Annotated in this window: 2 protein-coding genes; both read right to left on the bottom strand. The window is 41.3% G+C overall.

Annotation, left to right across the window (positions count from 1 at the left end):
• Nucleotides 1–223, bottom strand: a 223-nt coding sequence (locus ADK28_RS32690; RefSeq protein WP_239686207.1) for a glycosyltransferase, incomplete at its 3' end; no start/stop codon positions are given.
• Nucleotides 224–329: 106 nt separating this feature from the next.
• The coding region (locus ADK28_RS05125) for a hypothetical protein (protein ID WP_048795063.1) at nt 330–525 on the bottom strand (196 nt) is incomplete at its 5' end.

Here is a 525-nt window from a genome sequence, read left to right as displayed (position 1 = left end):
TTTTCCGCGCGTTATTGAAAGGCCAATATAAATTCTTAAGAGGCAGGTAAACAACTTCTACGCCATTTAATTCAGTCTGCTTCCTGGTTTTCTCATCATGGAGACAAACAACACGTACTCTGTCACCCTTGGAAACCAGCTCTTCCGCTAAAAGTTGGACCGACACTTCCGCCCCGCCAACCTTGAAAGGTGCATATAATGTATTAACAATTAATATATTCATAATGGCCGGTTTTTATCAGGATAACGCTGCGTTGCAGATCATATTTTCGAATGGATGTGAGGTTATAAAAAGTTATAACCTCACTAAGAAAAGTCACTACTGAGAATTAAGCATCTTTGCTACTGGATTTGTACTCGTACTGGTAATAACCGTAATTACCATAGTAGCTACTTGCGCGACGCTCGACGGCATTGAGAATAACACCTTTGATTTCGATACCATTCTGGTCAAATCTTCGAATACTCACCTCAATCTCTTTCACCGTATTCATGCCAAAACGCGCGATCATCAGCGCGGTTCCT

Source organism: Serratia sp. 506_PEND, assembly GCF_001076875.1.
In the GTDB taxonomy this organism is placed as follows: domain Bacteria; phylum Pseudomonadota; class Gammaproteobacteria; order Enterobacterales; family Enterobacteriaceae; genus Serratia; species Serratia marcescens.
The sequence above is the reverse complement of the archived record's forward strand: the minus strand, read 5'-3'. Positions and strand labels throughout refer to the sequence as shown.